This is a genomic window from Cupriavidus sp. 05N38, from assembly GCF_056397345.1.
Genome location: NZ_JBFTNF010000160.1, coordinates 1 through 1,188 on the forward strand (window position 1 = coordinate 1; position 1,188 = coordinate 1,188).

1 protein-coding gene is annotated in these 1,188 nt (G+C 70.4%); it reads left to right on the top strand.

From position 1 onward, the window contains the following. A partial coding sequence (locus AC1DK4_RS40660; RefSeq protein WP_477132267.1) for an MdtA/MuxA family multidrug efflux RND transporter periplasmic adaptor subunit occupies nt 1–1,188 on the top strand: 1,188 nt, incomplete at both ends.

Here is a 1,188-nt window from a genome sequence, read left to right on the forward strand (position 1 = left end):
CGTGGCGCCAGCGGCCCCGGCGGACGCGGGGGTCCCGGCGGCGCCGGCGCCCAGCGCTCGCCGGTCGTGGTCAGCACCGTGGCCAGGCGTAATATGGACGTCATCCTCAACGGCCTGGGCAACGTGACGCCGGTGGCCAACGTGACCGTGCGGGCCCAGGTCTCGGGCCCGATGCTCAAGGTCCTGTTCAAGGAGGGCCAGATGGTCAAGGCCGGCGACGTGCTCGCCGAGATCGACCCGCGCCCGTTCCAGGCCACGCTGGACCAGGCCGTGGGCACGCTTGCGCGCGACCGCGCCCTGCTGGAAAACGCCCGGCTCGACCAGAAGCGCTACCGTACCCTGCTCGGCCAGGATTCCATCTCCAGCCAGCAGGTCGACACCCAGGATGCGCTGGTGCGCCAGTACGAAGGGCTGGTCAAGACCGACCAGGCCAATGTGGACAGCGCGCGCCTGCAGCTCGGCTACACCCGCGTCCTGGCCCCCGCATCCGGGCGCATCGGCCTGCGCCAGGTCGATCCGGGCAATATCGTCAGCACCAACGATACCAACGGCATCGCGCTGATCACGCAGATCCAGCCGATCGCCGTGCTCTACACGATCCCCGAAGACAACCTGCCGTCCGTACTCAAGCGCCTGCACGCCGGCGAGGACGTCGCCGTGCAGGCCTGGGACCGCCAGGCGCGCAACCTCCTGGCCGAGGGCAAGCTGCTGACCACCGACAACCAGATCGACACCACCACCGGCACGGTCAAGCTCAAGGCGATCTTCCAGAACACCGACGGCATGCTGTTCCCCAACCAGTTCGTCAACGTGCGCACGCGCGTGGACACGATGGAAGACGCCACCGTGGTGCCGGTGGCGTCCATCCAGCGCGGCCAGCAAGGCACCTTCGTCTACGTGGTGGACGACACCAGCAAGGTCAAGGTCCAGGTGGTCACCCTGGGACCCTCCGATGGCATCCGCACGGTGGTGACCAAGGGCGTGGAGCCAGGCCAGCGCGTGGTGGTGGACGGCGCCGACCGTCTCAAGGAAGGCATGACGGTGGAAGCGGTGGACCCGGCGGCGCGCGCCGCCTCGCTGGTTCCGGCCAGCCAGCCGCGCGGGCGCGGACGCCGCCGCGAAGGCGGCTGGGGCGGTGCCAGCGGKGCCAGCGGTGCCAGCGGCGCCGGCGCCTCGGGTGCACAGGGC